The sequence below is a fragment of the Rhodococcus mengyinensis genome, from assembly GCF_048381435.1.
GTDB classification, from domain to species: Bacteria; Actinomycetota; Actinomycetes; order Mycobacteriales; family Mycobacteriaceae; genus Rhodococcus_F; species Rhodococcus_F opacus_D.
The window spans coordinates 1-25854 of record NZ_JBLWIT010000035.1; the positions used below are offsets into that span (position 1 = coordinate 1).

Consider the following 25854-nt stretch of genomic DNA (forward strand, 5'->3'; position numbering starts at 1 on the left):
TTCCTACTCGACGATTGAGCTCCTCGTAGAGCCTGACCAGCTCGCCAGCAGCCTCTCCCACCTCGGAATGTCCGCGCAGACGTTCGATAAGGAAGGGCAGTACAGGGATGAGGGCTCTTCCTTCTGCGCGGTCGATCCAGTCATCTTCCCAACCGAGGGTTCCGTCGGGGCTTGTCTTTGGCTCCCCGAAGAGCTGACGTGCTCCATCGACCGTATATCCCTGGTCGTACAGATCTTGGGCAGTGATCCACGACTGCTCGGGCATTTCACTCCTGTTCACTCTTGTTACGAGCTTCTCAGTCGGACAGTTGCGCGGTGCTTGGCGCGAAGACAGTGAATCCGCTAGGTGACGGTTTCTCCAAGGACCCCCGCACGCGCTCGGGCGTGTCGCTCAGCCGGACAGTAGTCGCGCCAGTGGAAATCCGGTCCTCGATGGTCCGATCCGCCGCTGGGCCAGCGGATCCAGGTCAGAGGTTCCAGAGTCGGAGTAGCGCGGCACGCAGGCTGGCGGAGATGATCCGGTGATCTGTGGCCAGCCGGGGATTGGGGTGCCCGAGATTAGCGAGCTGCTGTGCGGCGTCCGCAACCGAGACCGGCTGCAGATCCGCTCGGACGAGCAGGAGATGACCGAAGGCTCTGTGGGTGTGAGGGATCGCGATAGCGTCTGAGTCCACGACCGCCGGAGGGTAAATCCATTCATTGTCGTCGGTGACGAAAATGAGGACATCGCCACGCACGAGGCGGGAACGTCGGTCGCCTGGGCGGAACCATTCGAGTTGATATGTCGCTGCCGGCCCGCGGGAGGAGGCTGAGGATCGGCCCGCCTGGGTGGCCCATGTTTGTTGCTCGGTGGCGCTGAGTTCGTACTCGATGATGTGCCGCAGGAACATCCGGGTCACCCGCGAGGGCAGGAAATCGCGGTTGGCGCGCATCCGGCCACCGACCCCGGGGATCGGCACCGACCGACCGATCTGCCATTCTGTGGTGGCGTTGTCGAGAAACACCTGATCTACCTCGGTGATCTCCTCGATACCGTCGATGAACGTGCGGGCGGCGGCGACGACCTCCGGGTCGTCGGTGATGACTACGGCCTCATCGGCGATCGTCGAGCTGTGGGAGGCATTCGCGGAGCCGATGACCGCCCGCCGACTGGTGGCGATCACGTTGGCGTGCAGGTTCGGCGACGACAGGACCCGGACACCGGCCTCGACGTAGTACGCAAGCGCAATCGGCGAGGTCACATGCGCGCGCACCGCCGCCCGGGAGGCGTTCACGACGAGGAGATCGCCGGCCCTCAACGGCAGCAGAGCGGGCGCGTCCTCGCCAAGGTAAGCGATCGCGGCGTGCCGCGGCCCCCTCACTCGAATGGCGCGGGTGATGTGCGGCCAGGGACTCGGCCCGTGAAATGTCGTCCCCATAGGTAGAACGGTAGCGCGGGCGTGAAGCGCTGTACCGCTATTGGCTCGGGCCCGGATCGTATGGTGCAGCCCATGAAGCCAAATGCCCCGCCGTTCTCGCAAAAAGTGGTGATGAACTGCGGATATGACACGTCCCCATCTGCGACATCGACCGGCGCATCCTCGACTTGGCCGCGAACTGGTGGTCACGCCGTAAAGCGCACGCACACAACGAACGCGCCCCCACTCTCCTCGAGGGTGGGGGCTTCGTCGTTCCAGGACGATTAGGTCATCATCTTCTGCACGAGAGCGGCTAGCCCTCCTCCGCCGAGGAGAACGATCAGGACGTTCACTCCTACCTCCGGAGCGGGAGAGTAGAGAACCACAGCAGTGATGGCGCACAACACAACTGCGATGCACAGAAGCACCAGGCAGCGGTGCCACAGAGTGGCAGAGTTGACATTCTCTTGAGGGTGAGCGGTGCTGGACTGGCGGGTAGCGCGTATATTCGAAATCGGGACCTCCTGATGTCTAAGCCTCGGATGGATGGTTTCGAGAAGTCGCCCCCGCCCGGCAAGGCGGGGGTTTTTCGTGTGTCAGAACCGATCCCGGCGGATCATGTCTTCGTACGGGGTCGGTCTCTCACAGTTCACAGTTTAGGCGCCTCCGGCGCCCGTGAGTGGGTTGCGGGGTGTCACGCTCCTCCAACTCGAACGTTCGCTGCCCCGCAGACCTGACTTCTCCATGTGTTGAACACGGCGCCAAGTCTAGGCCCGTGGGCCGACGACGCGTGTCTAGCCGTCCAACAGTCCGCTGGATCCGATCCCGTTCGGCGCGCTCCTGATTCGGCAGATTGGGACACTGAAAGGCCGCCTACCTCGACGAATTCACGTGCCAGGACCTGTTACTCCACGTCGCGGAAAACCGCTGGCAAGGGGAGCCGTCGACAATGAACTCGGCGGACAGATCCGTAGAACTTGAGGAACGCGTGTAGGTCGAGGAAGTCCTGGTTGACGTGCTACTGCAAGTACTTCAACAAGTGCTCCTCGGAGAACTTGTCCTTGTACTGCACGAACATCTCCAGGATCTCCTTGTCGCGCTGCGTGAGGTTCTCCAGTACGACGCAGTAGTCGAGCTTCACGTCGTTGACGTCGACCGTGTCGACCGACTTGTCGATGTCGTCACGGGCACCGAACTTCGAAGGGGAATGTTCCCGAGATCTGGCCGCCGCCGAGGAGTAGGGCCCCGGCGCGGAGCTTCCCTCTCCGGTCGGGGCGACGACGCCGCGTGCTGCCTTACAGTGGCGGCGGCGGTTCGTCGCCGTGGACGAGCTTCCACCACAGGGTCGCGCGCTGACGAGGGATCGGGTCGACGATGATCACGTCGGCCCGATCTGCGGCGGCGAGCATGTAGGGCCGGCGGCGCTCGCGCCATTGCGCAGCGACATCCTCGAGGCCGTCGATGCTCATCGGACTGTCGAGCGTCTCGCACGCCAGTTGCAGCCACGGGACGAGGTGGCGTTCGGCTTCCCGGGGTGATTCCGTTGCCCGCTATGGCGTTCTCGACGAGGAGACTTGTCAGATCGCGGCGGATCCGCCACCGAAGTTCAGCTTGATCGACAATGCAGGACCTCCCGGTGGCCCGATCGTGGTCGGCGCCGGCCGAGTTGCCGGGGGCGGGGCGAAGCCGACGGGTGGCCCTGCGGGGTACTGCCCCGAACATCTCGGGCCGTTGGTGCTGATCGAGGGCGCGGGCATGGGTACAGACGTCACACAGTTCGGTGAGCGCGGGCACCGACGGCCGCCGGTGGGTGGCGAGTTGGGCGAGCATGTCGGCGCCGAGCTCTTCGGCGCGCGCAAAGATCTCCAGCCCGTACCGGTAGCGCATGACCGCCGCGTTCTCCCAGTGGCCGGCGAGTGTGCGCTCGCGGCGGGGGAGACCAGCGCCAGCTGCGAAGAATCGTTCCCCGGCGTGATGCGCTCTGTCCCGCAACTCGGTGGCTGCGGCATCGCAGCCCTCGGGGGTGATGCCCTGCAGCGGAATCAGCGCGTCCCGGAACTCGTACGCAGCGTAAGCGAGGTTTTCGAGATCGACGGGGTGGGCGCGCGTGCGCCTGGTGAGTCCAAGCGCCATGCCGGGAAGCTTAACCGGACCGGTAGGACGGCGATTGTGCTGCCGGCCGGCCGCGACCGAGCTTGCCGGCCGGGTGAGAACTCGCACCAGCGGCACCGGGCCGACATCAGTGCTGATGGTGTCGTATCCGCCCCTGGATTGTGCTTTGACCAGCAGAAATGACACGTCCCCTGCCTCACGGTTCCGTGCGCTGGTATTCTTGTCGCCGCGCTCCCACCCGGGAGATTCCTGAGGTCTGTCGTGGTCGGCCTCAGAAGTGGCAATGAGCTTGTGGCACAAGTGTATCCGCGTGCCGCAGCCTTCCCCGGGTGGATCAACCGTCTCGATTCCGCTCCAGGGCGTCGTCCTCGATTTGTAGGGCAGCGGCGGCCAGCTGTCTCTGGCAGGGGATCGGATCGAGACGGATGGAGGAACCGCATGAGCAGGCAACAGCGACGTGATTTCAAGGTCGCACCCTTCGGAGGGCGTGCAGATCGGACACCCAAGGAAGCAGCGCCCGCAGACCGTGGTCCGGCAACCGGCCAGCCTGTCGGGTCAGGCCGTCGTGGGAATGGTGATCTCGGCTCTGCCGTCGATGGCCGATAGCAGGTAGTGCGGGCAGGTGACCACCTGCCGGGGAACGGGAATCGCCCGGCGGTCGGTGTCGACGTAGAGGCGGTATGCGAGCTGCCCGCGTCGATGGACGCCGGTGTCCGGGTCGACGGCGCCGAGGAAGTACCCGTGCGCGGAGTCGACGGTCGAGAAGATCGCCCGCGCCCACTCGGCGGGCTCCGCCGGCGGCAGATACCGCGGCACGCCCGTCTGCGCGTCGACGGGGTGCACGATAACCGTGACGGCGAAACCGGTCGCCGCGGGAAACCACTCCCCGGCCGCAACGTCGAACGGTGCGACGGACGTGTGAATCTGCAGCTCGATGTCCGCTCCGGTGCGCGCCGCCGCTGTGATGATGTGGGGATCCGCCGAAGCATCCTGTACGGCCAGGTTCGGCAGCGCCTGGTGGCCGTCGGCGCGGATGCTGCCGGGATCAGCGGACATGGGGCAAGGGTACGGGCCGCCGATACACGGCCCGCGGGGTGACGGCGACTAGTCCGACCGACGACCGATCCGGCAGAATGAGGTTTTGACCTGCAGTGATGACAGGTCCCCTAACGGAAGGACAGGGCCGGTACCGCGCTGCGTCTGCGACTACGAGACCACCTGCTGTCATGCGGCCCGGGGTTGGTGTTTGACTCCTGGGCGGCCCGCTCGATGAGGCGGGTGGCGGCGTCGGTCTCATGCACCCCACCATGACTGGGATGCTCCCGCATCACCGACGCACGGACCCCGACCAACCGGGGTGCGCTTGCGGTTCGGTCAGCTCGGCCTCGGGGCCGGGAATGCCGCCGAGGGCCGCGGCCAGGCGTTCCCGCGCCCGGCTGAGGTGGCTGGTGAGAATCTCCGCGGCCGCGTCGCCGTCGCCGGCTGCGATGGCATCGAGTATCTGCTGGTGCTCGGCGGCGATGCTCTGGTTTGTCAGTAGATGCTTGCCCTGAACCTGGACCATACACAGCCGCACTTCGGACACCAGCGCCCGGAAGGCGCGGCTGGTCCGTGGGCTGCCCATCGCGGTAACCAGCGCCGTGTGGAACCGCATGTCGGGTTCGACGATCGAGAGCGGGGTGGCGTCGGTCATCGCCGAGATCTCCGCGTTGGCGTCCACGGCTTCGTCGGGAACGGTGCGGGCCTTCGACAGTTCGCGCAGCACGGCGGCCTCGAGATGTTCGCGGGTTCGGTAGATGTCGCGGACGTCATCGGGCCCTAGATGCGGCACCCGCGCGGTCTTGTGGGTGCTGCGCTGCAGCAATCCCTCGCCTACCAGCTTTTCGATGGCCGCTTTCGCGGTCGGCCGGGCCACTTCGTAGTTGCGGGCAACTTCAGCCTCGGTCAGCGCGTCGTCGTGGGTGAGTTCGCCGGAAAACAGTCGTTGCCGCAGTTCGAAAGCCAGCGCGTCGACTATCGAGAGCGCCGCGACCCGTCCCGCCATGTCGATCTCCTCCACTCGTGAATGAACTACCCGATCTTCCCACAACGACGCACATGCATTCTTGACAGACTTGAGTACTTGTCTGACAATCACTGGGGCTGGGTGGTGGCAATCACAGAGGAGAGCTCGATGTATCAACAGACACTGGACCCGATCGGAGGGTCGTTGGGGTGGTCGGCGGTCATCGCGGCGGTGCCGCTGCTGGCGATGTTCGTGATGCTGGGAGTGTTCCGGTGGAAGGCGCACCGGGCGGCCCTGATCGCGCTCGCCCTCGCGGTCGGCGCGGCGATCGTCGGCTGGCGGATGCCCATCGGACAGGCGGCGAGCGCCACCGCGGAAGGCGCGTTCTACGGGCTGTTTCCGATTCTCTGGATCCTCGTCAACGCCCTGTTCCTCTACAAGTTGACCGTCGTCAGTGGCTGGTTCCAGGAGCTGGGCCGGGTGATTCGGTCGATCTCCGATGACCAGCGCATCCTTGCCATCCTGATCGCCTTCTGCTTCGGTGCTCTCCTCGAGTCGCTCGCCGGCTTCGGTGCTCCGGTCGCGATCTCGGCGGCGATGTTGCTGGCCGCGGGCATGCAGCCGCTCAAGGCCGCGTGCACCTCACTCCTCGCAAACACTGCGCCGGTGGCGTTCGGCGCGCTCGGTGCGCCGATCCTGGCGCTCGCCGGGGTGACCGGAATGCCGCTCGACGACCTCTCCGCCATGGCGGGACGCCAGACCCCGTTCATCGCCGCCATCATCCCGCTGGTGATGGTGTTCCTGGTCGACGGCCGCCGCGGCGTGCGCCAGACGTGGCCGGTCGCGCTGGTTGCCGGACTCGTCTTCGGGTTCGCGCAATTTCTCACGGCCAACTACTTCACGGTCGAGCTGACGGACGTGGTCGCCGCGATAGTGACGGTGATCGCCGTGCTCGGCATGCTGAAATTCTGGAGTCCCGCCGAGACCTTAGCGGCCACCCCGGACGTGCCGGCACACGCCGGCGGCCAGGCTCCCGTGGGTGCCGGTATCGGAGTCGGCATCACGACGGGATCGGGAGCCGACGCGGCGGCACCCATGTCACCCGGCCGATTCGACCACTACGGGCGCGGGCGCCGGGCCGTCTACGCGCTCGCCCCGTACGCGGTGATCATCGCGATCTTCTCCCTCGCTCAGGTGCCGGTCGTGAAGGTCTGGCTCGCCGATATCGGTACGGTCGCCTTCGCGTGGCCGGGACTCGACATCGTCGATCCGGACGGAAACGCCGTCGGTGCACAGACGTTCAAGCTCGACCATCTGCGCGCGACGGGCACACTGCTGCTGTTGTCGGCGGTCGTGACCACCGCGATCTACGGCATCGGGATCCGGGAGGCGCTCCGCGCGTACCGGGACACCCTGGTGCAGCTGCGGTGGACCATCGTCACCGTGACCGCGGTCCTGGGGCTGGCGTTCGTGATGAACCTGTCCGGCCAGACGGGCAGTCTCGGAATGGCGCTGGCCTCCACCGGCGGGTTGTTCGCGATCCTCTCTCCCGTGATCGGGTGGATCGGCGTCGCCATCACCGGTTCCGATACGTCGTCGAACTCGTTGTTCGGCGTCATGCAGATGACCGCGGCACAGCAAACCGGGCTCGACCCGGTGCTGATGGCGTCCGCCAACTCCTCGGCCGGGGTGCTCGGCAAGATGCTGTCGCCGCAGAACCTGTCGGTGGCCGTCGCCGCGGTGGGACTGCCCGGCAGCGAGGGGGCCATTCTGCGCAAACTCATCGGGTGGAGCCTGGGGTTGCTCGCGTTCCTCACGATCATCATTTACCTGCAGTCGACCCCCGTACTCGGATGGATGGTCCCATGAGTCTCGACGTCCTGACACCTGTTTCCGAACTGACAGTCGCCCTCGGCGACGCCGTCGTCACCGAGCCCGACCTGATGCTCGCCTACCGGCGCGATCAATCGCTGCTGACCGCGGCGGGAATGCCGCTCGCGTTGGTCCGTGCACGCGACACCGACGATGTGGTGGAAACCCTGAAAATCGCTCACCGGCACGGGGTCCCGGTCGTCACCCGCGGGGCGGGCACCGGCCTCGCCGGAGCCGCGAACGCGCTCGACGGGTGCATCGTGCTCAGCGTGGAGAAGATGAACGCCATCCTCGACATCGACCCGGCCGCACGGACCGCCACCGTGCAACCCGGTGTGATCAACGGCGACCTGGCGGCGGCGGCCGCCCAGCGCGGGCTCTGGTATGTGCCGGACCCGGGCAGCCGGGCGATCTCGAGCATCGGCGGCAACCTCGCCACCAACGCGGGAGGCAGCTGCTGCGCCAAGTACGGCGTCACCGCCGATCACGTGGCCCGCATCAAGGCGGTGCTCGCGGACGGGCGGATCATCCACACCGGCGCGGCGACGCGTAAGAACGTGGCGGGGCTGAACCTTACGCAACTGCTCGTCGGGTCCGAGGGGACCCTCGCGGTTATCGTGGAAGCGACCATGCGGTTGCGGGCGGCGCCCTCCGCCGCCGCCACGGTGGTCGCCAGCTTCCCCGAGACCGCGCAGGCCATCGACGCGGTGCTCGCGATCCGGCAGGTCGCCGAACCGTGTCTGGCGGAACTGATGGACCGCACCACCATTGCCGCCGTCAACGACATGACCCACATGGGTCTCGACGAGTCGGCCGGTGCGCTCCTGCTGATCCAATGCGACGGACTGGATTCCACCGCCGAAGCTCGGATCTGTGCGCAGGCCTGCACCGACGCCGGCGCCACCGAGGTGTACGACACCGACGACCCGGTGGAGGGCGAAGCGTTCATGCAGGCGCGCCGGGTTGCGCTGACCGCGTTGGAGCGGCGGGGCTCCACGCTGCTCGACGACCTATCCGTCCCGGTGCATCGGCTACCCGAGATGCTGGACACCATCGAGGGCGTCGCGGCACGCTACGAGCTGACGATCGGCACGTTCGGCCATGCCGCGGACGGCAATCTGCACCCGACCATCGTGTTCGACGCCTCCGACAGCGAGCAGTCCACGCGGGCGATGCAGTCGTTCGACGAAATGGTGGTCGAGTGCCTCGCCCTGGGCGGATCGATCAGCGGTGAACACGGAATCGGAACGCTCAAGGAGCCATACATGGAGTCCATGGTCGGTGCCACCGAACGTGAGCTGATGGCCCGGGTCAAGGCAGCGTTCGACCCGACGGACATCCTGAATCCGGGCAGGGGCATGTAATAGGAGCGGGCGGCGGACTCCGGAGTTCCCGCCGTGATGGGCCATCTTTTCACGTGGATGCCAGGAGTCGACCGCCGTGTAGACGAGCGCCGCAGACGGGCCTCGGGTAAGCGGAGCAGCATGCGGCTCAGCTGCAGCACTGTGAACGCCACGACGGGCCGACTCCGGCAGCGTCGCCGAACACTGAGCATCCCGATCGCCACAGTGGCAACCGAGCTTGCAGTTCCCTACCAACGCCTACGACGCCTGGAAATCGGGACACGCATCGACTCCGAACTTGCTACCACATACTCCCAGTGGCTCACCGAACGCGAGCAGAGCTCGTTCTCGGAACCCTTGACATCCACGGCTTGACAGCGATAGGAGCATCCATCTTCACGGACGCAACCTCGCCCGCAGCCTATGGAGGAACTCTAACCGGCTATGTGCGTGCTTCCACGGAGCTGAGGATCCGCGGTGCGGGCCGCGGTTAGACTTCTGGGTATGTTCTTCGGCTGGCGCAACGGTGCGGAGGTTCTGCTATTCCTCCTGACATGGGCGAGCGCCACCTTCGTCGCCTTCGCATTTCCACAGCCCGGCGGCGGTTCCGTACTCCTGATCGGGTTGCTGGTCACCGCAGCCGTCGGCATGCAGCGGTCCCGCCTTCTGATTGCTGATGAGAACTGGATCAACGCTGCTGCGGGACGTGCGCGGCAATCAATGAACAGGACACCCGGTTCCCGGAGAGTTGTGCGGCTATACCTGCCTACCCGCTGAGGCGTACGAATTCAGAAGTACGACAGTGTTTTTACTCAGGTTGTGGCACGCCGCAGACAGTCAGTAGGGCATCCGCCGCCTCGTGCAACTGCGAGGTGGGAACGCCGTCACGGACTTGGATCGACAGTCCCAGAATGAAGGTGTGAATGAGCACGGTAAGCGCTTCGACCGGCGTCTGCTGAGGCAGCGCACCCGCGCTGGCAGCGCGCTCCACGCATTTTCTGATGGCGTGTTGATCACGTCGCCTTTGCGCGGCGACTATCATGGCGGGCTGCGAACCCACTTCAGACGGTATGACCGTGGCGGCGAGCGCGATGAGGCAACCGCCGGGGTGCGTCGGGTCGGCCTGCGTGTCGACCGAGGTATGCAAGAGGTGGGCTAGTACGTCACGAGGGGAAGCATCCTCGTTCGCGGTGAGACTCTGGACACTTCCGGGCCGCGCGACGTAGTGCGCGATAGCGCGCTCGAACAAGCCCTCCTTCGAGCCGAACGCGTTGTAGACACTGGCCGACGACAAACCTGTTGCACCCCTGAGCTGGGCCAGAGACGTGCTCTCGTATCCCTGCTCCCAGAACAGCAGCATCGCAGACTCGAGGACCTGGGCCTCGTCGAACTGTCGAGGCCTGCCTGCTGTCGCCATCCTCACTCCAATCTGGATCATTCGATCCAGTTTGACATAGATGGCGTCGGGTGCGCATAGTGGATTAATCAATCCAATATTCCTGCCGGCGCCTGTGAGTCTTCGAGATGAACCGCTGGCCCAAACGGAGGATCTACATGTCGACGCACAGTCCGGACGCATTGTTCACTGCCACCGCGATTGGCGATGCGCAGCTGGCCAACAGGGTCGCATTGGCTCCGATGACGCGAGTCAGCGCCACCGAGGGCGGAATCCCGACCGGCCGCATCAGTGATTACTACGGTGTCTTCGCCGAGGGCGGTTTCGGGCTGCTGATCACCGAAGGGCTCTACATCGACCAGAACGCAAGCCAGGGCTATCCCTTCCAACCCGGAATGGCCACCAGCGGACAATCGGCAGCGTGGACACCGATCGTCGATCGTGTGCACAACGCAGGCTCGAAGATCGTTGCGCAGCTCCAGCATGCAGGCGTGCAGGCGCAGGCCAACCCGTATTCCGATCACTCCTTCGGCCCGTCGACGGTCCGAGCCAAGGGCGAGCAGATGTCGATGTACCGCGGATCGGGCCCCTACCGGGTACCCACGGCGATGACGCTCGACGACATCGCCGAGGTACGCCGTGCGTTCGTCACCGCTGCGCGCCATGCCCGTGATGCCGGATTCGACGGCGTCGAACTGCACGGTGCGAATGGCTACCTGATCGACAACTTCCTCACCGACTACCTCAACACGCGCACCGACCAGTACGGGGGCAGTGTCGAGAACCGGGTGCGGCTGGCCGCGGAGATCTGCGCCGACGTGGTCGCCGACGTCGGCGCCGACATCTCGGTCGGCATCAGGATCTCGCAGGCGAAAGTCTCTGATTACGACCACAAATGGGCCGGCGGTGAGGAGGAGGCCGCGACGATCTTCGGGGCACTCGGCCAAGCCGGCATCGACTTCGTCCATACCACCGAATACCGGGCGCTCGCGCCGGCATTCGGCAACGACGGCAAGACCCTGGCCGCCTTCGCCAAGGAGTACGCGCGTACCGCGGTCATCGTCAACGGCAATCTCGACGATCCCGCCGACGCCGCGAGCATCGTCGAATCCGGTGCCGCCGATATCGTGGCACTGGGCAAAGCTGCTTTGGCCAATCGCAACTGGCCCCACAAAGTTGCCCTGGGCCACCCCCTCGACGGCGACATCCCTAGCGACGTCCTCGGCCCCATCGCCACGATCAAGGACTGGGAGACCACCATTCCCGCCGCGCCCTCGCGCGCGGGGGTTGGTGCGAGCGTACGCCGATAAGCCGCCTTTGTGTTGGTGTGGCGGGCGGAGGATCTGCTTGTCGGGCAGTGCCGCAGCCCGCGTGGCCCGTCGGCGGAGGAACGCCGTCTGCACGGGCGTTCCGGCGGCACAGTCATCCGGCCACCGCCGGCCGGCGGACGAGGGCACCCGGCCCCGTGCGGGGGCCGCATACTCTCTTGCTGTCTGAGCGGTCCCCGCATCCCTCGCGTATCCAAATCCTGCACGAGGAAACAGGGAGAGCTCATGTCCAACAATGCTTCCTGTGACGATCCTGTTGTGGTCGTATGCGAGTCTGAACGCGCAGATCGGGGAGAACGGGATCCGGCTGTCCGACGGTGAACGGCAACGGTTGGCGATCGCCCGCGCCCTGCTGGTCAAGCCAGAGTTGTTGCTGTTGGACGAGCCGACGTCGAGCCTCGACAGCCGCAACGAGGAGATCTTCCAAACCGCCCTCGACGCCACCGCCGCCGAGCAGACCGTGGTCATCGTCGCGCACCGCTCGCCGCCCGTGAAGAACGCCGACCAGATCATCGTCCTCGACCACGGCCGCGTCCACGCCGTCGGCACCCACGACGACCTGCTGTCCACCAGCGAGCTCTACCGCGAACTCGCCCACCACCAACTCATCGGCGCACCCCGCCCCTGAGACGATTCGGTGCTCCGATCAACGATCCTGAGCGGAACTACGAATAGCACAACATTTGCAGTCCGACTGAGCGGCATCATGGCAGGGAGGGTCGAAGGAGGACTGACTTGACGGATGACGGCACGGCGGAAGCTCGCGCATCGTTTGTGCGCGATGTCCTCGGTTCCATCCCGGGACTCGATGCGCGAATTGCCGAAGCATTCAGGTCCGTGGACCGTGCCGCCTATCTCGATCGCTTTCGAGTGCCGGGAAAGTCGGACTGGATCGAGGCCTCCAAGCCCCTCACATCCGGGGCGGCCGCCGCCATCTACAGCGACCAGGCACTCGCCACCCTTACCGTCGAGAACGGTATGCCGTCGAGTTCGTCGACGACGCCTACCCTGATGCTGCACGGCCTGTCCGTTGCACCCGGTGACCGTGTCCTTGAGATCGGCACGGCGACGGGATGCAACGCTGCCCTGCTCGCGCACCTGGTCACCCCGGCGACGGCCTTGTCCTGCTCCCCGGTGCCGCCGCTGACGCCGACCGCCCCGACGACCTGGCCGTTGTGCCGCTGCGGCACACCGCCGGTGAAGATCATGATGCGCCCACCGTTGGAGGCGTGTATCCCGTAGAACTGCCCGCCCGGACCCGCCTCTCGGTCCGGGCCGCCTCACGGATGCAGTACGACCTTGGTCCATCCGTCGTCGCGGGCATCGAAATGCTGATAGCCGGACGTGGCCTCGGCCAGTGGCAGTTCGTGGGAGACGATCCAGGACGGCTTGGCCCGGCCCTCATGGATCAGGTCGCGCAGCTGCCGGTTGTAGTGCTTGACGTTGGCCTGCCCGGTCCCGACCTTCTGCCCCTTGAACCAGAACTTGCCCATATCGAAGGCGATTTCACCGTTTTGCTGCAGTTTGTCTGCCGCCTTCGGGTCCTGCGGCAGGAAGATCCCCACCACCCCGATGTGGCCGGTGAAACGCACCGAATCGACGAGCCGATTCATCGTCATCGCCGAGTCCTCGCGCCCCTGCGGGTCGTGCGCCTGATAGCCGACGCACTCACAACCCTTGTCGGCACCCTGCCCGCGGGTCTGTTCCAGGACCTGCTCGACCGGGTCGCCCTTCGAATCGTCGATCGGAATGACGCCGATCTGCTCGGCGAGCTTGAGCCGGTCCGGATGCCGGTCGACGATCATCACCTTGCTCGCGCCCTGGATCATCGCCGAATACGCCGCCATCAACCCGACCGGCCCGGCGCCGTACACCACCATCGAATCGCCGGGCTGCATGTCCGCGAGGCGGGTGCAGTGCCAGCCGGTCGGGAAGATGTCCGAGAGCATGACATAGTCGAGTTCCTTGTCCTGCGCATCCTCGGGCAACCGCAGGCAGTTGAAGTCGCCGAACGGCACCCGCAGATACTCGGCCTGCCCACCCCAGAACGGGCCCATCCCCGCGAACCCGTATGCGGCGCCGGCCATCTTCGGGTCCGGGTGCACCGTCTGGCAGAACGCGGTCAATCCTTCCTCGCAGTTGCGGCAGAACCCGCAGCCGATGTTGAACGGCAGGCACACCCGATCCCCGGGTGAGACCTTGACCACCGCATTGCCGACCTCGGCGACGATCCCCAGGTTTTCGTGACCGAGGACCATCCCGGGCTCCAGGTCGGTGCGGCCCTCATACATGTGCAGATCCGACCCGCAAATATTGGTGCTGGTGATCTTTACCAGCACATCGGTCGGCTGCTCAATCCTGGCATCGGGCATGTCCTTCACATGAACCTCACGTGGCCCGTCGTACACAAGCGCTTTCATCTCGACTCCCTGATGCTGCGTTTCCCGGTGGATCCCGGCCCGGCGGTCACAGGCGATGACATGTGAGCGACCGAATGAATCGTGCCGCTGGGGCAGACGCGACAGCGCACGGAACTGAAAACAACACCAAAATGTTGGCACACCACCATGTTTCGCGTCACGGCCGATAACAGCGGGCGCATTCCAGGCGTCGCATCCATCCACCATGGAGTCTCCTCTTTCGGCTCCACGATTACTAGGGGTGAGATCGGTTCCTTGATTGGTGGGCTCGGGGGCTCCTTCCCTTCACCGGTCGATGGTGTGACGCTGGACCATGTCCACCACCTCGAACAGGAGACCCGACATGACCACCAAGGCGCTGCTGGTCCGACTCGAAGCCAAACCCGGCAAGGAAAGCGCGGTCGAGGAATTCCTCCGATCGGCGCTGCCACTCGTCGAACAGGAGCCCGGCACGAAGCCCTGGTTGGCGGTACGATTCGGCCCCTCGACGTTCGGCATCATCGACGCATTCCCCGACGAGGCCGCCCGCGACACACATCTCAATGGGCCGGTCGGCAAGGCCCTCGGCGAACGCGCCGACGAACTCTTCGCTGCGCCGCCCGAAATCAGCTACCTCGACGTGCTCGCCGACAAGCTCTGAGCCGCCGACTGCAAACAGCCCGCCCGCAAGCTCGACAGAACCCCACATCACCCTCGCGACCGCGAACCTTGACACGCGAGTCCGCCGAACCTGTCGAATCGTGGTACACAACGACGAGGCGAGCGCAGCCTGATACGTCACCGGGCCGCCACCACACTCCACGGAACTCGGGACATCCTCCGCGACCACCCTGCTCACCTGGGTCAAAGAAACTCAATCGGCCGAGGGACTCTCCGAGCAGTGGACGGCCACCAAGCAGGCGGAGCTGCCCATCGGCCGCTTCGGCCGGCCCACGAGGTCGCACCCACGGCACTGCTGCTGGCCTCCTCGCCCGGCGGCGACCTCCACACCGGGCAGGCAGTGGGGCCCAACAGCGGCGATGTCATGCCCTTGAGACGGAGTCCGGCCGCCCAGGGGGCAGGGTGACGCGGCACTCCCGATCGTCGTCGCCGAGCGCCACTTTGGTGTGGTCCCGGTCCGATCCGTTCCCGTTGATGACGAACGTCGAACAGAGCCGCGGCTAGAGCGGTCTGAGATGACCCCAGGGTGAGGCCTCCTCGAGCGTCCCCGCGATTCGGAAGAGGTCGGCGTCGCGATTCGTTCCCGTGACAACTTGCAGGCCCACTGGCATCCCACTCGAGGTGAAGCCGCACGGTATGGAGGCTGCGGGGTTGCCGGTCAGGTTGAAGGGGTATGTGTAGTAGGCCCACGACACGAGGCCGCGGTCCGGCAGCTCCGGGGGGACATTGATGCCGGCGCCCAGTTCGGCGACGGGAAGAGTCGGGGTGACCAAAACGTCATACCGGCTGAAGAATTGACGTACGTGCTCCCTGAGTTCAAACCGTTGAAAGAATTTGGCGAAGTAGTCCGCGAGTGTCTCGCGGTACAGCGCTTGCGTAATCGCTTCGGCGACATCGGGATCGAGCAAGTGCCGGGAATGGTCCAGCTCCTCGCGCAACTTCAGTCCGACCCCGGCGTAGAACTCGGCCTCCCAGAGCCCGATGGGATCGTCGGGTAGCACCTCGTCGATCAGGTCGACATGACAACCCGCCTCTTCCAATCGCCCGACGGCGGATTCGCAGAGCTCTCGCACCTCGTCGCTGACGGACGCGTAACCGAGGGTCGGGCTCCACGCAACTCGCATGTTGGTCGTCCCGCGACCGCAGGCGCCGACAAGATCGGGGACATCCTGTGCCACGCTCGACGGGTCGCGCGCGTCGAACCCGGACATCACTTCGATCAACAGCGCGGCATCGCGGACCGACCGTGCAATCGCGCCGACGTGGCCGAGGGAGGGGGTGGCACTGGTCGGGAAGACGGGGACTCGACCGTACTGCGCCTTGACGCCGACCAACCCACAGAGGGCGGCCGGTATCCGGACGGATCCGCCGCCGTCGGTTCCGAGGGCGAAGGGCGTCACCCCGGCCGCCACGCTGGCCGCTGCGCCCGAGCTGGAGCCACCCGGCGATTTGTCGGTGTTCCACGGATTGCGGGTCACCCCGGTCAGAGGGCTGTCCCCGCCACCGGCCTTGGCGCCGAACTCCGTGGTCGTGGTCTTGCCCAGGATGCAGGATCCCGCTGACTTGATCCGCTCGACCGAGGGTGCATCGGCACGCGCGACGTTGTCGGCCCTGGTCTTGGACCCGAACGTCGTCCGGACGCCCTCGACGTCGATCAAGTCCTTCACCGAGAGCGGAATTCCGTGTAGTTTTCCGAGCTGCCCGCCGGCGAGGACCTGTGCCTCTGCGGCGCGAGCGGCCTTCAGGGCCACATCAGGTGTTGCGGTCACAAAGGCGTTGAGTGTCGGTTCCAGGTCGTCCATCCGGGTCAAGGCCGCCTCGGTGACCTCGACCGGTGACACCTGCTTGGTGGATATCAGCCGCCTCAGCTCGAAGGCGGTGAGGTATGAAAAATCGGTGCTCACTTGACGTTTCGCTCTTCCTACTTGGCCGTGCGGAGGGACGTCCCCATCGAATTACGTGTGACGGCACCACGCCGCAGTCAGGGCGGCCGAGTCGGCGCCCTGACTGCGGCTGGAGGTCGATACACCATGTATCGAGGCGAGCAGGAACAACTGCTGTTCAGCGGTCGCGTCGAGAATGGCCGGATACCGAGCTACTCGTCCAGGATGGCGAACGCACGAGTGGGCCCGCCGGTGCCATGCATGAGCGCGAGCGGCACTCCGAAGAACATGAACTCGCCCTTACCGACCAGTTCCTCGAGGTTGACCAGCCATTCGTAGTGGGTGATGCCGCGGTCTCGGCACACACGGTGGTTGTAGAAGTAGTTGTGATTCGGGGCATCCGTTGACGGCCCCTCCACCCCATGCACCTTCGAGCCGTGGTCGGCGAGCCAGTGCGTGGCGTCCGTACTGATGCCGGGGTTGCTGGTCACCACCGAATGGTTGGGATAGTGACGTTTGTGCAGACCCGTGTTGAGGAGCACGATATGGCCGTCCACCGTCACCCCGGATTGCTCCTGTCCCCTTTCCAGGTCTTCGACCTCGATCATCCCCAGGTCGGGGATGTGCGTCATGTCGAAACACACCGCCTTTCCGAAGAACATCTCCAGCGGCATCTCACCGACCTTGAGGCCGTCGGGGTTGACGTGGAAGAAGGAGTCGACGTGGGTGCCGATGTGGTCGAGGGTGCCGATGTACGACGTGGCCAGGGACATCGGATCGTCGTCGGTCCCGAGGTTGAGCTTGACCGAGTCTTCGTGCCGGGTATGCGGGACGTGAACGGGGCTCTGAAAGAACTTGTGGCTGGGCATGTTGTCGTCAATCGGAAGAGATAGGTCGATCACGCGCTGTGCCATGGTGTAACTCCTCACATCAGATCGTATGGAAATTGTGCGGCCGCTCGCGGCCCGTACCGACTAGCCGGGGGCGGACCGGGGGGATCAGTGCATCGCTGCGGCCCCCTCACGTCAACCTGCTCGGGTAGCGCTCACGGCATCACATCGCCACTGTTGGGCCCCAAGGTCTGCCCGACGTACAGGTTGCCTCCGGGGTCGCTGGCGAGCAGGACCGCGGTGGGCGCGACCTCGTGCGGCAACCCGAATCGGCCCAGCGGCAGTTCGGCCTCCTTCGCCTGTCGCCAGTCCTCGGTGATGCCGGCGAAGAGCGGGGTCCAGATCGGTCCGGGGGCAATCGCGTTGACCAAGACCCCACTGGGGGCCAATTCGCGGGCCAGCGCCCTCGTCAGTCCGATGACGCCCGCCTTCGCGGCGCAGTAATGGACCAGGCCGACACCGCCTTTGATGCCCAATTGGCTGCTGATGTTGATGATGCGACCGGACCCTTGGGCCAGCATGTGCGGTACCGCCCACCGGCAGCACAGGAACACGCTGCGCAGATCGACGGAGATCATTTCGTCCCAGGTGGCGACGTCCATCTCGGCCAACGGGACCTCGGTCAGCAGCCCGGCGCAGTTCACCAGGATGTCGAGTGCACCGAATTCCGCCAGGCATCGATCTACCATCATTTTGGTTTGGTCGGGATCGGTCACGTCGACGACGACACCCACCGCCTTTGCCTCGCCCGCCGAGTACCGGCTCACGGCGGCCGCGAGGCGCTCCTCGTCGCGATCGGCAAGCAGCAGGTGTGCGCCCTCGGCCGCGTAGGCGTCGGCGATGGCTGTTCCGATCCCGCTCGCGGCACCTGTCACGATCGCGGTACGCCCTTCGAGTACACCCATTATCTTCTGCCTTCCACTCGTTTACCCGGTCACTTCGGCCAGCGGACGGTCAGGCCGCCGTCGACGATGACCTGTTGCCCTGTAACGAATCCCGCGTCCTCGCTGGTGAGGAAGCGCACGACCCGTGCCACCTCGTCGGCGCACCCCACCCTGCCCCACGGAATGATCTTGCCGATCTCGGCGAGTCCCTCGGGGCCGAGGGAGTTGACCCCGTCAAGGGACTGCGGGGTCTCGATGAGGCCCGGGATGACCGCGTTGACGCGAATGCCGGATTCTGCCAGTTCCGCTGCGAGCGAACGGCACAGTCCCAGCACGCCGGCCTTCGCGGCCGCATAGTGCGCGTGATGATCCCAGCCGTAGACTCCGCCGGCAATGGAGGAGATGGCCACCATCGCGCCCGGCCCGGTCATTCGACTGGCCGCCGACCGGAAGGTGCGCAGTACACCCGTCAGGTCCACGGACAGCATGTCGTCCCAAGCGGCGTCGTCCAACTCGGCCAACGACGCCTGCCGCAGGATCCCGGCGTTGGCCACGGCGATGTCAAGCCGCCCGTAGATGTCGATGGCGCTCTGTGCGAACGCCTCGACCTGGCCGCTGTCGCGCACGTCCACCGCGACCGCCGTGCACTGGCCGCCGATCGCCTCGACCTGCTTGACGGTGTCGTTGACGTCGTGCGGATCGCCGGTGTAGTAGCCGATGACGCTGGTGGCGCCGGCGCGGGCATAGGCCACCGCCAGGGCCTGGCCGATGCCGCTGGATCCTCCGGTAATGACCGCGACTTTGCCCTGCAAACCGTCATCACGGGTGGGGGTACTGGTGTTGTGGGGCACGGAACTTACCTCTCACTGGTAGTTGGATGATGCAGGCGTGGACCGCCCGGGCTGGGTATAAAGGTCCACGCTGGTGGTGACGTGGCGGTTCTTTAGGCCGTGACCGCGTCCGTGTCGTCGACGTCGTCGACGTCGTCGACGTCACCGTGGTGGTGGTTCTGATCGACCTTGCGGCATCCGAGCATCACCAGGCCGGATCCGAACATTCCCAGGGCTCCCGCGATGAATGCGGCCATCGGGACGTCAACGCCGGTGGACAGGATGATCGTCAGCAGACCCGCGCCGACGATGGCGCCGACCGGGCCCATGATGTGCGCGGCGTTGGGGCCCGTCCCGCGTACACGGGCGGGAAAGGACTCGCTCATGTAGAAGAGCATCGCAGCGTAGGGGCCGTTCAAGAAGAAGATTCCGAGGGCATACAGGGGGATGACGAAACCGGCGTTGTTCGGACCGAAGAGCATCACCGTCATGACGGCGCCGCCGATGATCCAACCGACCATGATGGTGGTCCGCCGGTTGACACGATCACCGACATAGCCGTGGGCGAGGTAGCCGAGGAAGCCGGCCGCGTTGGACACGATGAGGATGAGCAATGCGTTGCCGAACGATACGCCCTTGCCGTCGGTGAGGATCGTGGTTCCGAGGACGGCGAAGACCTGAATGCCCATCCAATTCAACAGCCACGCCGCCGACAGGCAGATCGTGTGCCGGCGGAGGTCCGGAGCGAAGATCTGGCGCAGCCCGGACTCTTGATCCCGGGTGATATCCAGGTCGTAGAGGGCGGCGAGGCGTTCCGCGTCGTCGGCGCGGCCTTCCTTACGCAATTCTCTCGTGCGCCGGAGCGCGATGAACGCCGGCGACTCCCGCAGACGGCGCGCAAGCAGCACCATCGCAATCGCGGGGAAGGTGGCGAGGACGAAGATCCAGCGCCACCCCACAAACGGAAGCAGGGCCGCGGCGAAGGCGGAGGCGAGTAGAGCGCCTACGGGCCAACCACTTTGGACGAAGCTGAACATGAATCCCCGACGACGACTCTTACCGTAGATCTCGTTGAGGTAGACGCTGTTCACGACCTCCTCCGAGTAGCCAAGACCCGAGATCGCACGAATTCCGATCATGGAGAGCGCGCCGTTCGCCAGACCCGTCAGACCCGATGTCAGCGCGGCGCCCACGGTGCAGAAGACCAGCGCCGGTTTGCGTCCCACTCGGTCGAGCAACGGACCAACTGCCAGGGACACGAAAAAGGTGCCCAAGGTGACCCAGGTGACGATTGCGGTGGCCGTGCTCGTGGACCACTCGAAGGTCTTCGCTATCTCGGGTAGCAGGATGCCGAAGAGGACGAAGTCATAGACCGAGAACACCCAGGCCAGGAAGCAGACGATCGACGTCGTCAGCAGGAACTTACGGCTGTGCTCGGGCGGGCCCTTCAGAAGGACCTCGTCGGAGGGCTTGCCGGACGCCCATTCCTGGTCATCTGCATCGGGGAGCGGGCCGCTCCGGGATGACGTGGCAAGCGAGGGAGGATCGGTGGGGGACACGGGGTAGGCCTTTCGTTCGAGCCGACCGGTAGTACCGAGCAGCGAGGTCGAGGCGGTCGGGGCAACCAGTGGCACACGGTTGCCTCACCAACAGGTCGAGTCATCGTTCAAACCTGGAACCTCATCGAAATCGGGTCGCGGAGTGCCGAACGCGAAAGCAGTCCACGGGAGGGTGCACTTCTACGACCCGATCATTATTTCCGTATTGCGAGAATATACTTTCGTTCTACGAATAGTGACAGGGGTCACCCGGGATGTCAATACCGTCTGTCGTCGATCCGTTGCGAGCGCCGGCGAACGCGCCGCGCACCGGTTCCCGTGGGAACGGGGTGGCCCCCCGGGGCGGCACCGCGCAGGGGACTCGAACGGCGGTCGAGCTTCACTTCAAACCCGGCCCTCTCGAGCCCGGGCGAGGCTTGGGCGCAGCGGGTTTGGTCGGCCGGTCCGCTGAAATCTGTCCGACCAGTGGAGTCGAATGCGGAGGGGTAGTTCACGACAGCCTCGCTCCGAACCTCGAGGTCCGGATGCGGGTGGGCTCGCGCTGATCGCTGGGGCCGCGAACGGCTCGATCGGCAGGTCGGCCACACTCTCGCTAGGAACGGTGACGGCCGCGTGAGGTCCATCGGGGAGACGCAGTCGGAGTTCGCGCGAGCGGCGGCAAGGAGGGTCTGTCGGTGAACTGGGCGGAGTGGGCATCGAGTAGGCCGCGGAAGATGCCCGGGAAGGCCAGCATGCGTTGGGTCTGTTGGGAAGTCTGATCCTCCGGTGTGACGACGCTGACGTGCCTCCTGGCGAGGGCTGGCTTCATCTCGGGTCCGGGACGGGCGCGAGGGGAAATAGCGATCGAGCGCTCACCGCTGAGATGCTGTTTTCCGTAGGGAGGTTCGGTGCATAGACGCCGATGAACATGCCGGCTGGAACCCTCGGGACAATCGTGCCGGTCCGTGGCGTACCTTCACGGCGGGAAGCCGGCACAGTGCTCGGCGCACAAGCGGATATACAAGTCATCGGATCGGTCTCACTCATCTCACTCACGGGTATTTGTGCTGCGGACCTGTCACCGCGGTAATCCTTTCGCAAACAACATCCTTCACAATCAGTCCGGACGGTCTCTTTAAGTTCAGGTGCCCAGCCAGAACCTTCGACGAGCGACGGCGATCATTTGCTCGACCAAGCGGCCGCAGCGGTGCCGGCGCGGCGACGTCGAGATACGCGACCAGTGCCCGACAGAACGCCGCGGTGTCCATCCCGGAAATCGGTTCTGATCACCTCGGGAGGGCCGCCGCCGTGGGCGCACCAACGTGGGGCTCGGGCCGAGGTAGAAGTATCGCCCGGCTGCGCGAGTTCGCAACCTCCTCTAGCGGGGGGATGGGACATGAAACGGCTCCGAATATGCACATGGAGTGCGCACCTGAGAAGGGTAGAAGTACGGATGAGGTGACTCGTGTCCCATTTCGCAACACTGGTTGCTCCATGAAGATGGTGTAGGAAACGGAGTCGGATCTGACCATCGTGTCGTAACCCAATGAAGGCGGCATCGCGTAACTCCTCGTAAGATGCCGGCGCTGGGGTACCAGCGGGGAGGAGATCAAACTCCGATGTGAACTGATCGCAGCAGGGGTCCCAATCGACCCGGTCAAACGAAAGGTTCGCCTCGAATCCCCCACTCGTTCCTACAATTGCGACATGCTCTGTCCCGAGTGGCGGCTGATAATTGAGCTCGACGGGCACCGCTACCACAAGCTTCCACCCAACGTAGACCAGGACCGCGTCAAAACCACCGCGCTGACCGACGCAGGCTGGACAGGCGTCCGCGTCGACCTTCCGCAGATCACAGCCAACGACGTCCACGTCCCACGGAAGGACAGAGAACTCGACCGCGCCAAGCTCGTCATTACGAAGCTTCTAAAGTTCCACTACCGAATCGAACATGCCGAAGAATATGTGCTATCCGAGATGCCGTGGGCGGCCAGGGCCGCGGCACGTGAGCTGCAGCGAGAACTCGTGCGCTCCCTCGGCACCGAATACCCAGACCTCGTGGCCGAGTGGCATCCGACCAAGAGCGACCCGCTCACACCGTTCAATGTGGCTCCCCACACCGCCGCCATCGTGTGGTGGGTTGTGATTGTGGAGGCGAGGAGTACGCCGCCGAGGCAGGTGATGGCGTACTTGTCGTAGCGGGTTGCGACACCGCGCCGGTGCTTGAGTCGGTTGAAGCCACGCTCGACGGTGTTGCGATGTCGGTAGAGCACGGCATCGAAGGCCGGTGGTCGCCCACCTCGGGAGCCCTTCTCCTTCCGTCGTGCGATCTGATCGGATCGTTCCGGGATCGTGTGTGCCGCCGAGCTGGGCAGGAAGGTGCGGCCGCGGACCGTGCCCGCGGCAGCGCCCGGCACCTCCGCGATTGCAGTGGTGATCTACTCGGCGTGTTCGAACGTTCGCCCGCGTCGCGGGTCGATGACAATGTGGTCGGGATGCCTCTCCACTACGCCCAGGGCGGTCCTCGCGCCCTTGACCGATGCGATCGCCCCTGTCACCGTCGAGGTGGTGCTGGCTCCGACCGGGGCAGTGGCGGGGACGGCGATCTGACTTCTCCTGAGCTTCGGCAGACCGCTTCCTTGCTTGCTGGGGGCGCCCTCAGGGGGCGAGGTGGGTGAGCTCGGTTCTCGCGGGTCAGCGCGCTTCGCCTACTCGCCTGCGCCACGGACGAGGGACCGGGAATCTCCGCGATAGGGACTCCTCGGGGTGCTGGTGTGCAGGTCGACTGCCGCGTTCCGAACGGTGGCAGTCAGCGCGAGTAGTGGGCTCGTAGGCGCCGGCGCTTCCGTCCACGTACCGGAGGTCGAGCGAGCGCACCATAGCGATTTCGTAATTCGGAAATATTGTTCCGCGAATTGAGATAATATTGTGATCCGTGGTGCGGAGGATCTGCGATCGCGTCAGGCAAGTGAGCCACGCTATCGTCGCTCGAACCAAGCCTTCCGCTTCGAATACTCTGATGTGCCGGTGACCGCAGGAATGGAGATCAGGCATGACAACAGCAACTCGGGCCAGCGCCGGCGGTGGAGTTCAATCGGTCGAGCGGGTGTTCGACATCCTCGAGCTCATGGCGTCGGCCGGCGGCGCGATCGGGGTCAGTGAGCTGGCCGACCGGGCGGGGCTCCCCCTTCCGACCATTCACCGGCTGATTCGCACCCTCGTGGATCGGGGGTACGTGCGTCAGTTGCCGACCCGCCGATACGCGTTGGGGCCGAAGTTGATTCGACTGGGGGACAGTGCTACCCAGCTCATCGGGTCCTGGTCGCGTCCTCACCTGTCGGATTTGGTCGAGCGCACCGGCGAGACCGCGAACATGGCGGTGCTCGACGGGAACATGGCGGTCTATGTGGCGCAGGTTCCGTCCCCCCACTCGATGCGCATGTTCACCGAGGTCGGTCGGCGCGTGTTCCCGCACTGCACCGGAGTGGGAAAGGCGCTGCTTCTGCAGCTGTCCAACGAGACGGTTCGTTCGCTGGTGACCAGGACGGGTATGCCGTCGTACACCGAGAATTCCATCACCGATCCCGAGACGCTCATCGCCGATCTCGAGGTGAGTAGAAGACGCGGCTACGCCATCGACGAGGGTGAGCAGGAGATCGGCGTTCGCTGCTTCGCCGTGCCGGTCCCCAACGCGCCTACCCCGACTGCTGTGTCGATCTCGGGACCGGCGGCGCGCGTGACCGTCGAGTCCGCCGATCGGATCGCTCCCCTGCTCCAGCGGGTGGCGCTGGAGCTGGGGACCGAGTTCGACAAGGATGCCGCTCTGTAAAGCGGTGGGGGAGGCAGGCTCCGGTGTCGGGCCGGTGCTGTTGGGTGCGTGCCGATTGATCAGTCCTGCCGATCAGCGGTCCTCTTCGCCGATTCTGTGGACGTGGATCAGGTTGGTCGAGCCTACGGTGCCGGGCGGCGACCCGGCCACGATGACCACCAGTTCACCCTTCTGGTACCGGCCCAACCCGAGCAGGGCGTGGTCGACCTGCCGCACCATGGCGTCGGTGCTCTCGACCGGGTCGACGAGGAACGTCTCGGTGCCCCAGGTCAGCGACAACTGGCTGCGCACCTCCGGCAGCGGGGTGAACGCCAGCAACGGCAGCGGCGTGTGCAGCCGCGCCAACCGGCGCACCGTGTCCCCGGACTGGGTGAACGCGACCAGCGCCTTCGCATCCAGCCGCTCCCCGATGTCGCGGGCCGCATAGGAGATGACACCGCCCTGCGTCCGCGGGACGTGGGCAAAGGTGGCGACGCGGTCGGGTTCGCTTTCGGCGGCCTCGACGATCCGCGCCATCGTGCGCACCGTCTCCATCACGTACTTACCGACCGACGTCTCACCCGACAGCATGACCGCGTCCGCACCGTCGAGGACGGCGTTCGCGACGTCGGACGCCTCGGCGCGGGTGGGCCGCGAGTTCTCGATCATCGACTCCAGCATCTGGGTGGCCACGATGACCGGCTTCGCGTTTTCCCGGGCGATCTGGATCGCCCGCTTCTGCACCAGCGGCACCTGCTCGAGCGGCAACTCCACCCCCAGGTCGCCACGGGCGACCATCACCGCGTCGAACGCCAGCACGATCGCCTCGAGGTTGTCGATCGCCTCCGGCTTCTCGAGCTTCGCGATCACCGGGATCCGGCGACCGACCCGATCCATCACGGCATGGACGAGTTCGATGTCTGCGGCCGATCGCACGAACGACAGGGCGATGAAGTCGACACCGAGACCGAGCGCGAACTCGAGGTCGGCGATGTCCTTGCCCGACAGCGCCGGGACCGACACGTTCATCCCCGGCAGGGACACACCCTTGTTGTTGCTGACCGGGCCGCCCTCGGTGACCCGGCAGATCACGTCGTTGCCGTCGACGTCCGTGACGACCAATCCGATCTTGCCGTCGTCGACGAGCAACCGGTCACCGGCCTTGGCGTCCTCGGCGAGCTGCTTGTAGGTGGTCGACACCCGGTCGTGGGTGCCCTCGACCTCGTCGACGGTGATCCGCACTTCCTCACCGTTGGCCCACGTGGTGCGCCCCTCGGCGAACCGGCCGAGCCGGATCTTCGGGCCCTGCAGGTCGGCGAGGACACCGACCGCCTTCCCCGTCGCGTCCGAGGCCGCCCGGACGCGTTTGTAGTTCTCCTCGTGGTCGGCGTGTTCGCCGTGGCTGAAATTCAGCCGCGCCACGTCCATACCGCTTTCGACGAGCTCGCGAATACGGTCACCGGTGGCGGTAGCAGGTCCAAGTGTGCA

General features: G+C 65.4%; 22 protein-coding genes and 4 pseudogenes. 10 read left to right on the top strand and 16 right to left on the bottom strand.

Going from position 1 to position 25854, the window contains the following annotated elements:
- The 4 genes and pseudogenes from ACNJ7E_RS04530 to ACNJ7E_RS04545 form a co-directional block, all read right to left on the bottom strand.
- A pseudogene (locus ACNJ7E_RS04530) lies at positions 1-265 on the bottom strand (hypothetical protein); the annotation flags it as partial.
- Positions 266-467: 202 nt separating this feature from the next.
- On the bottom strand, positions 468-1418 hold the full coding sequence (locus ACNJ7E_RS04535; RefSeq protein WP_418339245.1) for a phospholipase D-like domain-containing protein: 951 nt from the start codon (positions 1416-1418) through the stop codon (positions 468-470).
- Positions 1419-2415: 997 nt separating this feature from the next.
- Complete coding sequence (locus ACNJ7E_RS04540) at positions 2416-2538, bottom strand: hypothetical protein (RefSeq protein ID WP_418339246.1); 123 nt, start codon at positions 2536-2538, stop codon at positions 2416-2418.
- A 154-nt stretch (positions 2539-2692) separates the two neighbouring features.
- Positions 2693-2866, bottom strand: a complete 174-nt coding sequence (locus tag ACNJ7E_RS04545; protein WP_317612031.1) for a hypothetical protein — start codon at positions 2864-2866, stop codon at positions 2693-2695.
- 262 nt (positions 2867-3128) lie between these two features.
- On the opposite strand from ACNJ7E_RS04545, the gene ACNJ7E_RS04550 reads away from it, so the two are divergent.
- Positions 3129-3692 (top strand): hypothetical protein, encoded by a 564-nt coding sequence (locus ACNJ7E_RS04550; RefSeq protein WP_418339247.1) that lies wholly within the window; start codon positions 3129-3131, stop codon positions 3690-3692.
- Positions 3693-4064: 372 nt separating this feature from the next.
- On the opposite strand, the gene ACNJ7E_RS04555 is transcribed toward ACNJ7E_RS04550, so the two are convergent.
- A complete protein-coding gene (locus tag ACNJ7E_RS04555; protein ID WP_418339248.1) occupies positions 4065-4565 on the bottom strand; it encodes an N-formylglutamate amidohydrolase in 501 nt (166 codons plus the stop codon).
- 271 nt (positions 4566-4836) lie between these two features.
- Positions 4837-5553, bottom strand: a complete 717-nt coding sequence (locus ACNJ7E_RS04560; RefSeq protein ID WP_418339249.1) for a GntR family transcriptional regulator — start codon at positions 5551-5553, stop codon at positions 4837-4839.
- Between the two features lie 129 nt (positions 5554-5682).
- Between ACNJ7E_RS04560 and ACNJ7E_RS04565 the strand changes: the two genes are divergently transcribed.
- The 3 genes from ACNJ7E_RS04565 to ACNJ7E_RS04575 all read left to right on the top strand — a co-directional run bounded on the left by ACNJ7E_RS04565 (position 5683) and on the right by ACNJ7E_RS04575 (position 9506).
- Positions 5683-7383, top strand: coding sequence for an L-lactate permease (locus ACNJ7E_RS04565; protein ID WP_418339250.1), 1701 nt, complete (start codon positions 5683-5685; stop codon positions 7381-7383).
- Positions 7380-8750, top strand: coding sequence for an FAD-binding oxidoreductase (locus ACNJ7E_RS04570; RefSeq protein WP_418339251.1), 1371 nt, complete (start codon positions 7380-7382; stop codon positions 8748-8750). The genes ACNJ7E_RS04565 and ACNJ7E_RS04570 overlap by 4 nt, the downstream gene beginning before the upstream one ends.
- A gap of 483 nt (positions 8751-9233) precedes the next feature.
- Positions 9234-9506, top strand: a complete 273-nt coding sequence (locus ACNJ7E_RS04575; protein WP_418339252.1) for a hypothetical protein — start codon at positions 9234-9236, stop codon at positions 9504-9506.
- A gap of 31 nt (positions 9507-9537) precedes the next feature.
- Here ACNJ7E_RS04575 and ACNJ7E_RS04580 read toward each other — a convergent pair whose 3' ends face one another.
- Complete coding sequence (locus ACNJ7E_RS04580) at positions 9538-10167, bottom strand: TetR/AcrR family transcriptional regulator (RefSeq protein WP_418339253.1); 630 nt, start codon at positions 10165-10167, stop codon at positions 9538-9540.
- A 116-nt stretch (positions 10168-10283) separates the two neighbouring features.
- Here ACNJ7E_RS04580 and ACNJ7E_RS04585 point away from each other — a divergent pair, with 116 nt between their 5' ends.
- The 3 genes and pseudogenes from ACNJ7E_RS04585 to ACNJ7E_RS04595 form a co-directional block, all read left to right on the top strand.
- A complete protein-coding gene (locus ACNJ7E_RS04585) occupies positions 10284-11435 on the top strand; it encodes an oxidoreductase (RefSeq protein WP_418339254.1) in 1152 nt (383 codons plus the stop codon).
- Between the two features lie 262 nt (positions 11436-11697).
- Complete coding sequence (locus tag ACNJ7E_RS04590; protein ID WP_418339255.1) at positions 11698-12081, top strand: ATP-binding cassette domain-containing protein; 384 nt, start codon at positions 11698-11700, stop codon at positions 12079-12081.
- A gap of 242 nt (positions 12082-12323) precedes the next feature.
- Positions 12324-12509 (top strand): annotated as a pseudogene (locus tag ACNJ7E_RS04595) (protein-L-isoaspartate O-methyltransferase family protein); the annotation flags it as partial.
- Between the two features lie 224 nt (positions 12510-12733).
- Here the strand turns inward: ACNJ7E_RS04595 and ACNJ7E_RS04600 are convergent.
- Positions 12734-13873 carry a glutathione-independent formaldehyde dehydrogenase gene (locus ACNJ7E_RS04600; protein WP_418339256.1) on the bottom strand — a complete coding sequence of 380 codons (1140 nt, stop codon included), beginning with the start codon at positions 13871-13873 and terminating at the stop codon, positions 12734-12736.
- A gap of 343 nt (positions 13874-14216) precedes the next feature.
- On the opposite strand from ACNJ7E_RS04600, the gene ACNJ7E_RS04605 reads away from it, so the two are divergent.
- Entirely contained in the window at positions 14217-14513 is a 297-nt protein-coding gene (locus tag ACNJ7E_RS04605; RefSeq protein WP_418339257.1) for a putative quinol monooxygenase, read from the top strand.
- A gap of 520 nt (positions 14514-15033) precedes the next feature.
- Here the strand turns inward: ACNJ7E_RS04605 and ACNJ7E_RS04610 are convergent.
- The 5 genes from ACNJ7E_RS04610 to ACNJ7E_RS04630 all read right to left on the bottom strand — a co-directional run bounded on the left by ACNJ7E_RS04610 (position 15034) and on the right by ACNJ7E_RS04630 (position 20579).
- Positions 15034-16437, bottom strand: coding sequence for an amidase (locus ACNJ7E_RS04610; RefSeq protein ID WP_418339258.1), 1404 nt, complete (start codon positions 16435-16437; stop codon positions 15034-15036).
- Between the two features lie 191 nt (positions 16438-16628).
- Positions 16629-17330, bottom strand: a complete 702-nt coding sequence (locus ACNJ7E_RS04615) for a cyclase family protein (RefSeq protein ID WP_007298643.1) — start codon at positions 17328-17330, stop codon at positions 16629-16631.
- Between the two features lie 131 nt (positions 17331-17461).
- Positions 17462-18211: an SDR family NAD(P)-dependent oxidoreductase gene (locus ACNJ7E_RS04620; RefSeq protein ID WP_418339259.1), complete on the bottom strand. Its 750-nt coding sequence runs from the start codon at positions 18209-18211 to the stop codon at positions 17462-17464.
- A 29-nt stretch (positions 18212-18240) separates the two neighbouring features.
- The gene (locus ACNJ7E_RS04625; protein WP_418339260.1) at positions 18241-19041 is read right to left on the bottom strand and encodes an SDR family NAD(P)-dependent oxidoreductase; all 801 of its coding nucleotides are present in this window, start codon (positions 19039-19041) and stop codon (positions 18241-18243) included.
- Between the two features lie 92 nt (positions 19042-19133).
- Positions 19134-20579, bottom strand: a complete 1446-nt coding sequence (locus ACNJ7E_RS04630) for an MFS transporter (protein WP_418339261.1) — start codon at positions 20577-20579, stop codon at positions 19134-19136.
- Positions 20580-22205: 1626 nt separating this feature from the next.
- On the opposite strand from ACNJ7E_RS04630, the gene ACNJ7E_RS04635 reads away from it, so the two are divergent.
- Positions 22206-22757 (top strand): DUF559 domain-containing protein, encoded by a 552-nt coding sequence (locus tag ACNJ7E_RS04635; RefSeq protein ID WP_418339264.1) that lies wholly within the window; start codon positions 22206-22208, stop codon positions 22755-22757.
- On the opposite strand, the pseudogene ACNJ7E_RS04640 reads toward ACNJ7E_RS04635, so the two are convergent.
- Together ACNJ7E_RS04640 and ACNJ7E_RS04645 are read right to left on the bottom strand one after the other, a co-directional pair.
- Positions 22703-22915, bottom strand: a pseudogene (locus ACNJ7E_RS04640) (IS5 family transposase); the annotation flags it as partial. The gene ACNJ7E_RS04635 and the pseudogene ACNJ7E_RS04640 overlap by 55 nt on opposite strands.
- A gap of 15 nt (positions 22916-22930) precedes the next feature.
- Positions 22931-23188 (bottom strand): annotated as a pseudogene (locus ACNJ7E_RS04645) (NAD-dependent malic enzyme); the annotation flags it as partial.
- A 422-nt stretch (positions 23189-23610) separates the two neighbouring features.
- Here ACNJ7E_RS04645 and ACNJ7E_RS04650 point away from each other — a divergent pair.
- A complete protein-coding gene (locus ACNJ7E_RS04650; protein ID WP_418339262.1) occupies positions 23611-24387 on the top strand; it encodes an IclR family transcriptional regulator in 777 nt (258 codons plus the stop codon).
- Positions 24388-24459: 72 nt separating this feature from the next.
- On the opposite strand, the gene pyk is transcribed toward ACNJ7E_RS04650, so the two are convergent.
- Positions 24460-25854: pyruvate kinase (gene pyk / locus ACNJ7E_RS04655; protein WP_418339263.1), on the bottom strand; the 1395-nt coding region annotated here is incomplete at its 5' end.

Coding starts and splice junctions, on each gene's coding strand:
- ACNJ7E_RS04535 (WP_418339245.1), bottom strand. CDS start 1,418: ATGGGGACGACATTTCACGGGCCGAGTCCCTGGCCGCACATCACCCGC.
- ACNJ7E_RS04545 (WP_317612031.1), bottom strand. CDS start 2,866: ATGAGCATCGACGGCCTCGAGGATGTCGCTGCGCAATGGCGCGAGCGC.
- ACNJ7E_RS04555 (WP_418339248.1), bottom strand. CDS start 4,565: ATGTCCGCTGATCCCGGCAGCATCCGCGCCGACGGCCACCAGGCGCTG.
- ACNJ7E_RS04560 (WP_418339249.1), bottom strand. CDS start 5,553: ATGGCGGGACGGGTCGCGGCGCTCTCGATAGTCGACGCGCTGGCTTTC.
- ACNJ7E_RS04565 (WP_418339250.1), top strand. CDS start 5,683: ATGTATCAACAGACACTGGACCCGATCGGAGGGTCGTTGGGGTGGTCG.
- ACNJ7E_RS04570 (WP_418339251.1), top strand. CDS start 7,380: ATGAGTCTCGACGTCCTGACACCTGTTTCCGAACTGACAGTCGCCCTC.
- ACNJ7E_RS04575 (WP_418339252.1), top strand. CDS start 9,234: ATGTTCTTCGGCTGGCGCAACGGTGCGGAGGTTCTGCTATTCCTCCTG.
- ACNJ7E_RS04580 (WP_418339253.1), bottom strand. CDS start 10,167: ATGATCCAGATTGGAGTGAGGATGGCGACAGCAGGCAGGCCTCGACAG.
- ACNJ7E_RS04585 (WP_418339254.1), top strand. CDS start 10,284: ATGTCGACGCACAGTCCGGACGCATTGTTCACTGCCACCGCGATTGGC.
- ACNJ7E_RS04600 (WP_418339256.1), bottom strand. CDS start 13,873: ATGAAAGCGCTTGTGTACGACGGGCCACGTGAGGTTCATGTGAAGGAC.
- ACNJ7E_RS04605 (WP_418339257.1), top strand. CDS start 14,217: ATGACCACCAAGGCGCTGCTGGTCCGACTCGAAGCCAAACCCGGCAAG.
- ACNJ7E_RS04615 (WP_007298643.1), bottom strand. CDS start 17,330: ATGGCACAGCGCGTGATCGACCTATCTCTTCCGATTGACGACAACATG.
- ACNJ7E_RS04620 (WP_418339259.1), bottom strand. CDS start 18,211: ATGGGTGTACTCGAAGGGCGTACCGCGATCGTGACAGGTGCCGCGAGC.
- ACNJ7E_RS04650 (WP_418339262.1), top strand. CDS start 23,611: ATGACAACAGCAACTCGGGCCAGCGCCGGCGGTGGAGTTCAATCGGTC.